The organism is Aliiroseovarius lamellibrachiae (assembly GCF_018599245.1).
Classification (GTDB): domain Bacteria; phylum Pseudomonadota; class Alphaproteobacteria; order Rhodobacterales; family Rhodobacteraceae; genus Aliiroseovarius; species Aliiroseovarius lamellibrachiae.
In genome coordinates, this window is sequence record NZ_JAHEVJ010000015.1 from 1 (window position 1) to 9,179 (window position 9,179).

The window sequence follows — 9,179 nt, forward strand, 5'->3', positions numbered from 1 at the left end:
ATCAACCGCCGAATTGAAATCCACTCGCAGCTGGTCGTAGTTCTCACTAAAGGCATCGGTCAGTTCAACGGTCAGATCACCGTCAGATAGGCGGCTTAAGCCATCGCGAAGTGCATCAACCACTTGATTTTGCGATGCTTCCATCACAACCCGCTGCTCCTCTGCGCGCTCAATCTCGCGCCGAGCCTCCGTCACATCATTCGCTATCAATACCACGCGCAACAATTGATCCTTTGCATCAATTACTGGCGAAAATCCACCATCAAGCGCAACCAGTTCACCATCAGATCGACGCATCACAAAACGGCCAAATACGCTTTCTCCATTACACACGCGGTCAAATACGTTCCCGCGTTCTTTCGCCAGTGTTTCATCGAACTCAAACAGGTCCGAAATCGCTCGTCCCACCAAATCACTTTCGGGTTCTGCCAAAGCCGAACATAGCAAAGCATTGCCGTTTGCAACTGCGCCTTCTGGTGTGAATTCGATTTTTATTTGGTTGGCCTCAATGGATTTAAGCAAAGCCTGATTGATAAACTCTACAGAAACATCAGCCCATTCCACCACATAGCCAATCGCCTCTCCTGACGGGCCTTTTACACGGTTAATTTCAAGCGTGAGGCGCATTTCATCCACAGCAATCGTCGCGTGATATGGAAGGTTTGCATCGTCTTCCAGAATACTGCGCACCCGTTTACGCAATTCTGGTGGATGAAAGATATCAGCACATTGGCCAACGACATTGTTGGCCTTAAACTCGGGGACAACTGACTGAAAGACCTCTTCATACTTCGTCAACAGAGAGATCCCTGTTTCATTCATATGAAGAATATCTAAGTCATTCCCCACCATCATAATCGCGGCAGAAGAGCTTGCAAAAGCTGCTCCACGGAACTCGCTTTCCTTTGCCGCGTCCTGCGCCTCAATCAACGACACCCGGAAGCTCTCCAATGACTTGGCGATTGCTCCTATTTCATCACCGCGGTTTGTCCCACCAACGGCTGTTTCATAATTTGCACCGGCAATAGCTGTCATGGATCGCGACACTGTTGATAAGGGTTTCACCAAGCTGCGCGCAACGAGGAATGCAATCACCGAGATACCGGCAACGACGATGAGCCCATTGAATATCAGCGTGCGGACTAATGAATCAGCACCTTGGAAAACTTCCTTTACATCCTGCTCGGCAACCACAGCCCAGGTTTTTCCAAACGCATTTGTGGGAGCAAATGCCGTAATGACGGGTGTACCGTCATCACCGAGACCTTCGGCGATCCCCGTTTCTCCGGCCAGCGCCTTTTGCACGGCAACCGAGTTTACACCGCTTAAACCTATTCGCGCGGGAGCGCCTTCAACACCACTATCGGACCGGAAGAGTGCATCTTCACCCAACAGATAAACTTCCCCGGTTTCCCCCATACCCGTCGGTGCATTCATAACTTCTGAAATTGGACCATCCGGGAGTTGAAATGAAACGACGCCCAAACGCTTACCCTGACGGTTGAAAATCGGATGGGCCAGAAAAGCAGCAGGCGCATCCGCACTTGGCGCATAGGGGGTGAAATCTTCAAAGATCACTTGGCCTGCATCGGCTTTCAGCGCCCGCCGATAAGCGCGGGCCAAGCCGCTGTCTTTATACTTGCCTACTTGTAGGTTGGTGGCAAAATCAGACTCTTTGAAAACCGAGTAGACTATATTTCCCTCGAGATCGATCAGAAAGATGTCATAGTATCCGTAGGCTTCTAGCATCGCGCGAAGCTCAGGATGAGCCTGCGCATGTACCGTGGAATATGTACTGTCGTCGCCCGACCATGTCAGGTTCTGCTTACTTCCAACAGGGTGAGGATTATCCGTAATATAGATTTTCTGAAGCTGCTGTCGTTGATTTTCCCCCAACACAGCCCAGGAGCGGACAAAGCCATTCAGTGCACGCGCTGTGGCGCCACGCGCAGCTGTCACAATCAGCTCAGACTCCATCTGAGAAAACTCATTTTCCAGCCGTCCAACACGTTCGTCGAGCAACGCCTTCAGCGTGTTATTCACCTGAGATAGGAGCGTTTTTCGTTCTTCCTGATATGAGACGATGGTGAAAATTCCAACCGACAAAGTCACGAGTAAAATCATGACAACTGGCAAAACGATGGCAATCGAGAACCGACTAAGCAAACGCATATAACGCTCCATTCACATGGTCGACATCATCGCGGCTTTTACGGTGGTCTGCTCAGGTGCTTGCCCAAACTGAACGCATTAAACCTCAACAACGTCACATTGGATTTAATCCACTTGTGACAGCGAGACATGAAAAATCGCTTAAGGTGTAACATCGGCTTAAAAACAGTATTTTGGCACAATCAATAAATGCCAAACAAGCTGCGCCCCCAGTCTTTCACCGAAACATACACTTAAATATTTGGAGGATCGGCGCGTCGAGCGTTTGCATTGAAAACGCGGGGCCTTTTGTCAAAAGGGAATATGGGCAGACCACGCATCTGCCCATTACAAACCTTCATTTGTCCAAGTTATTGGAATACCGCGTTTGGGTTGTCCAAGCTGTCTGAGCCTTCGATCGCGACGCCTTTCGCCCCAACAACGGCGACGGCACGCTCGATATTTCGCGTTTGTGCCACAAGCTTATCAATCGCCGCCTGAATCAATGCACCACCGGGATGATCAACGCCCAGCATCTGGTCATAAGAGGTACCTGCCTCCGCCGCGGTGCGAATGTCACCAAGTGCCATCATGGTTGCATTCAAATCCCCCAACAAGGCATCCGCCAATTCAGCGTCTTTGCCGCGCACCAGATCGTATAGCGACGGCCCCTCAACGAGAGATCCATCAATGCGCACATAGCGACCGGTATAAACATTCCGAACACCAAGACCATCAAAGTAATGCGAGTTATGAGTGTTGTCCGAGAAGCAATCATGCTCTTCTTCCGGGTCATTCAGCATCAGGCCCAATTTCATCCGCTCGCCTGCCTGCTCGCCATAGGAAAGGCTGCCCAACCCAGTAAATGCCATCACAATGCCCTGCGACGCATCCGTGGTCACATCTGTACGCCCCTGCCCGCCAGCGGACCAATTGTCCACAGCATCTTCTAGATCAGACATGAGAAGATGGGTGGCCGACACGAGGTATTGAACGCGGCGATCACAGTTTTCGCCCGTGCAATTTTCAACATCAAAATCCGTTGCTGGGCGCGCCCCGGCACCATGACTTGTGCCAGACAAATCCTGCCCCCATAGTAAGAATTCGATCGCATGATACCCTGTGGCGACATTCGCTTCGATGCCTTCAACCTCATGTAAGCTTTCAAGAAACACAGGGGTGATGTTGCTTGCGTCAATCATTGTGCCCCCTACATTCAGCTTCGCATTTGCAATCACATTCGCTGTCGAGAATGGGTTTTCTTCGTTCTCACCGTGATCTGTGGCGATATAGTCAATAAGACCCTCATCCAATGGCCAGGCATTCACTTTGCCTTCCCATTCATCCACAGAGGGGTTCCCAAACCGAAAGGCTTCTGTTTGCTGATACGGAACACGAGCCTGCACCCATGCCTCTTTGGCAGCAGCCAGCGTCGCATCGCCGGGGTCGGACACAAGCGCGTCCACCGCTTCTTTCAAAGACGTGGCAAGTGTCAGGCTGTCCTCATACCCTGCCAAGGCGATATTGGCATAGTTATCCAACACATCCTTGACCTCTGCGGCATGTAAAATTGCGGAGGAGCCGAATAGGAATGGCAGGGCGTAAAATGGAGTGCGGAGCATGTCAGTCCTCATTGCTTCGATTATCCGTCACGATATACATGAGTGTTTTAGTCAGGTAAAGGGTGATCTTAGGTTTTCGTGCCCACCGTCATTTTTGACAACGCCCGTTAGCACCGCCGACCATCGACCTATACCCAACCTTCACGACATGATTGTGACGATAAATCACGGTGGATTGAGGTGACCACAAGCTTTGACCAACCTGCTCGCAAAGAGACAGAAAGGATATCCTTCCACCCCTGTTGCGCTTAGGAGTGCGGTGGTGGGCAAAAGCAAATCGTCGTCTTGCGACGTCATCACAATGCGCAAAACAGGCATAGCTCGCCTATGGCTGTTTACATGACGTTGATCTTTGTGTGCTGTGCATTCTACTTTTAGCGGTCCCGGGCTGGTAATTTCCAGCCATGTTCCCTGGGGCGTAGGACCCAATGTAGGGTAGCTCTGGGTTTGATCGGCCCGGTCGTTATCTCTTCTTTCTTGAAACCGCGACCGATTTTATCTGTCTTTGACCGAACCCCGCGACAGCCATGCATCAACCGACCGACCAATTGGCGCTTAAATTATTGGTTTCAAGGATAAATGGTGCCCCCACACGGCCCACTAATATCACCCTTTTGGCCATAAAAATATCACTCATGTGGACCACGAAAACAGGTAATCAGCGCTTAAACAAATCAATTACTTACAATGAAGGTGGACCACGATTAACTCGAACCTGCGCCAATGGCTGCTACCAGCCCAAAGCGGTCCTTGCCTGATGACACGTTGGGCGGAAAAAGCGGAACTTCGCTGCAGGCGCTAACAAACTTCTGACGTACTTAAAAGCGGACGTAACCAGTCTACTCTTGAAAGCTTGTCTTGATCACGATTTTTCCTTTAGAAGCTTCCACTTCGTCTCGTACTCTGCAACTAATGCGATAACGCACCCGGTCATTTTTGGGCCTTGTGAAGTCATTGAAGGTACGTAGAGATGAAGCTGGAAATACAATCAATTTCGAAAAAGCTATCCCCAAGATTAAAAGCTTATAAACCGGCGCGAGCTGATGTTGATAGTTTTGCTCAAAACCTCAAATCTTACTTAGATCACATCGATAGCAAAGAAACCGAAGAAAACCTCAAGACCCATTTCATGGGGCTACTCAAGCCGACATACCAGCCGTCGCATACGATTGAACAATATGGAGACATCGACTTCGTTATTCGGACTGGAGGAAAGGGCAGCCCCGCCGCAGTCTTGTTTGAGGCCAAGCGCGAAATCAACAAGGCTGACATGATCCGTCATGGCGATATCAATCGTAAAGCGTTGCATGAACTCATTCTGTACTTCTTGAGGGAACGGAGTGCGGGCAACACAGATATCCGCCACGTCGTGATTTGCACTGAGTTCGAGATGTATGTCTTCGAAGCATCTGATTTTGAGAGAGCATTTTATCAAAACAAGGCTTTGCGGAAGGATTTTGAAGACTGGGCCGCAGGTAAGAAGTCCGACCGCACCACTGATTTCTTTTATAAAGAGATAGCCGCGAAATTTGTTGCTGCCAGTGAAGCCGAACTTAAGGCCGTCCACATTGATTTGAGAAGCTACGAAGCAAAACTCAAGCATGGAGCAAACGACTACGATCTCGTCAAACTATTCAAGTTGCTCTGCCCTCATGGCCTGATCGCTAAAGAACTTTCGAACGATAGTAATAGCCTGAACAAGGCCTTCTATGATGAATTACTTCACTTAATCGGGCTGGAAGAACGAAAGGATGGAGCGAAGCGCGTGATCGGTCGTCTTAACGCGGCCAAACGAAATCCCGGCTCGCTTTTGGAAAATGCAATCAGCCAGATTAGGTACGAGGACGATTTCAACAATCCGACAATGATTCAGACCTACGGTTCATCGAACGATGAACGCGAATTCAATATCGCCTTGGAACTATGCCTTACATGGGTCAACCGTCTGCTCTTCTTGAAGCTACTAGAAGCCCAAATCTTCAAGTTCCACGGTCAAGACCCGGCCTACAAGTTTCTATCGACTTCAATGGTCGCCGACTTTGATGATCTGTCGGACCTGTTCTTCAAGGTACTTGCTTTTGCGCCGTCTGAACGGCCCCCGCTCATAGCGGCAAAATACGAAAAGGTGCCTTACCTCAACAGTTCTCTCTTCGAACTGACCAAATTGGAGAAATCTTTCAGAATCAATGCCCTGACTAACGGACTGGACGCACCACTGTTCGGCCGAACCGTCCTTCGTGATGCAACTGGCCGACGCGCCTCAGGAAGGAAAGGAACTCTGTCCTATATCTTTGATTTTCTTGATGCATATGACTTCGGAACCGTTGGCGGTGGGGATGTTCAGGAGGAAAGCAAGACCATAATCAACGCTGCCGTACTTGGTTTGATCTTTGAAAAAATCAATGGATACAAAGAAGGCGCGATATTCACGCCAGGCTACGTTACGATGTACATGGCGCGAAAGGTGATCGAGAAAACCGTCCTTGAAGCCTTTCAAAAGGAAAACCCAAGCTGGACGCTCACCGACACGGACGATCTCCGAAACAACATTTCAGATGATCGATCCAAGTCGGCAACACTGCGTCACAACGCAGTGATCGACAATCTGAAGATCTGTGACCCAGCCGTTGGATCGGGTCACTTCCTTGTTTCATGTCTCAATGAACTGATTGCTCTCAAATCTCGGCTCGGCATCTTAGCCGATGCAGATGGCAACAGGTTGTCTGACTATGTCGTCGAGGTGGACAACGACGAGCTCATAATTGTGAATGCGGACACCGACGAGGTCTTCGCTTATCAAGTGCATGGCACCAAAGTGCCGAAACGCTTACAGCAGGTCCAACAAACCCTTTTCCATGAGAAGCAGAAGCTGATCGAAAACTGCTTGTTCGGCGTGGACATCAACTCGAACTCGGTACGCATTTGCCAACTCAGGCTTTGGATCGAACTTCTGAAGAGCGCTTATTATCGGGACGGCCAAGACTCCCAGCTCGAAACGCTGCCGAACATCGACATCAACATAAAATGCGGCAACTCACTTCTGTCTCGGTTCAAGTTGGATCAGAGCCTTTCGGATGCTTTCAGCAAGGCTAAACTGACTGTGAATGAATACCGCAAACTTGTGAGCGATTACAAAACCACCAAAGACAAGGCTGTAAAACGCGACCTGCAAGAGAAGATCGATAAGGCGAAAACGCGATTTCAAGAAGAGTCGATGGGGCGTCTGACAAAAGAAATTGATGCAACTATCGCTCAGCTGAAGGCAGATGAAGCGCAGGCCGACTTGTTCGTTTTGGGAGAGGAACAACGAGCGGAGCAAGACGCAAAAATTGATGAAATTCAGAAGAAGATCGCTGATCTGAATGCTAAACGTACCAAACTTCTGCAAAATAAGACGTTCCTTGCCGCCTTGGAGTGGCGGTTCGAATTCCCTGAAGTGTTGGATGAAAAAGGGAAATATGTCGGCTTCGACATCATCATCGCCAACCCGCCCTACATGCGGGTCCAGGAGATCGAAGCGACCCAGCCCGCACAGCGAGAGTTCTATGAGCGCGATTTTCGGACTGCGCGGGGGGCCTACGATTTAGCAAACCTGTTCTTCGAATTGGCTGTTCGACTCGCCAAGCCAAAGGGGAATAACAACATCTTCATCTTCCCCCATAAGCTCTTCAACTCTGCCAACGGTGCTCCTCTGAGAGAGTACCTGACGAACACTCGCGCGATGAAACACATCACGCATTTTGGAGCCAATCAGGTCTTTGACAGTGCAATTACCTACACCTGCATTGCATTGTTCAATTCAGAACCATCGGAGACATTCAGCTTTAAGCGGTTTAGCCTCTCGGATGATCATGAGCGTGAAATTGGCAATGAGGCACTTTACTCTGATTTGAGCTACAAAGATATCGCGGATACGTCAGCCCTCTATGGCAAGAACCAGTGGATATTTTTTGACAATCCACATGGTTTTTCTTGCTTTAAAAAGATCCATGAAAACTCTGCGCCCTTGGAAGACGCGCTTTCAGTGTTTGTTGGGCTGCAAACAAGCAGAGATACGCTCTATGTCGCAAGGAAGCTCGATGAGACTACGGACACCTTTACGATCATGGTAAACCCAGAGGAAAAATCTGATGCGCCGCACGTTGAGACCAAAGTGTTTGAGGTCGAAAAAGCGCTGTTCAGATACTTCTTGAACGGCAAAGATGTGCATCGGTTTGACTCGATTGAAACAGACCGTCTTGTCTTTTTTCCTTACATCTTGAATCCGAAAGCAGAATTGGTTAGCGCGAAGAAATTGAAGGAGGATTTCCCCAAGACATCCAAATTCGTCGATCACTATGCTGGTGCTTTCGCTGCGCGAGAGAACGGTAAGGCCAAGAAAGCAAAGGAAATTTACCAGTATCTTCGAGAAAACAATATCTCTCGGTTCGATCAAACTAAACTGGTCTCAATGGAGATTTGTTCAATCCATACGAATGTTACTATCGACTACTCGTCGACCTACCACACCACAAAGGTTTACAGCATCACCAAGAAGCCCAACGCCACTGCGTCGGACGAGTTTTTTGTCGGTTTGCTTAACTCAAAGCTAATGTGGTGGTATTTGAAGCATACTGGGGACACGCTGCAGGGTGATGCAAGAACTATGAAAACCAACTACATCAACCCGTTTCCTCTACCTGCAACAGTGAGCAATAAGGAGGATTTTGCAGTCTCTGCACTCGTCGCAGAGCTAGTGAAAGAGAAAGCTGGGCCAGCGCGTACCGAGGAAATTCAGCAGCTAGAAGATGCGATCAATGCCTCCGTCTACCAGCTCTACGACCTAAGCCAGGAGGAGATCAAGGTGATCGAACAGGCGATCTGACTAAGTGTTGCGAATTTTTCCAATGGCCGCTTTCCGAAAATTGCACTGCAGAATCTCTGAAGATATCAAAGTCCGCTGTGGGCTGTTCGATCAACTTTGCAAAGGTCGCAACCTGCCCAAAGCAGTCATAAGTTTTGACCGCAATAAACGGCATGTGTGGATGGCAACAACAGTTTCGAGATCAATCCGAACTTCAATCACATAATTCTGATACGCAAACGAAAAAGCCCCGCGCTGGAGTTAACCGGCGCGGGGCTTTTTACTTCACAGCAGCCCTGCAGGGGCTTCACGGTTTGAGATGATCAACTCGCCAACCTTCCCCGCCGACGCCTTGCGACCGACCGTGTAGGACAGGCGCACCTCATCAGATAGGAAGGCCGAGAACACCTCGCGGATTTCAGGCGTGTCATTGATCGACAGTAAGCGGTGCGCTGATCCCACCTATTTGACGTAGTTCCATGGTAGCAGGCCATTGATCTGACTTTGTTTATGCCCGTTGACAATGGCAGTGAGCGTCGCGGTTATATAGGCGTGGGGATCAA

Annotated in this window: 5 protein-coding genes; 1 reads left to right on the plus strand and 4 read right to left on the minus strand. The window is 49.4% G+C overall.

The annotated features are described in order from the left end of the window. Positions 1-2,172: HAMP domain-containing protein (locus tag KKW20_RS16395; protein WP_214568998.1), on the minus strand; the 2,172-nt coding region annotated here is incomplete at its 3' end. 350 nt (positions 2,173-2,522) lie between these two features. Continuing rightward, positions 2,523-3,773 (minus strand): imelysin family protein, encoded by a 1,251-nt coding sequence (locus KKW20_RS16400; RefSeq protein ID WP_214569000.1) that lies wholly within the window; start codon positions 3,771-3,773, stop codon positions 2,523-2,525. A 970-nt stretch (positions 3,774-4,743) separates the two neighbouring features. Here KKW20_RS16400 and KKW20_RS16405 point away from each other — a divergent pair. Further along, positions 4,744-8,637, plus strand: a complete 3,894-nt coding sequence (locus tag KKW20_RS16405) for a type IIG restriction enzyme/methyltransferase (RefSeq protein WP_214569002.1) — start codon at positions 4,744-4,746, stop codon at positions 8,635-8,637. Positions 8,638-8,901: 264 nt separating this feature from the next. Here the strand turns inward: KKW20_RS16405 and KKW20_RS16410 are convergent, their stop codons facing one another. Next, on the minus strand, positions 8,902-9,078 hold the full coding sequence (locus KKW20_RS16410) for a hypothetical protein (protein ID WP_214569004.1): 177 nt from the start codon (positions 9,076-9,078) through the stop codon (positions 8,902-8,904). Then, positions 9,079-9,179: transposase domain-containing protein (locus KKW20_RS16415; protein ID WP_214568966.1), on the minus strand; the 101-nt coding region annotated here is incomplete at its 5' end.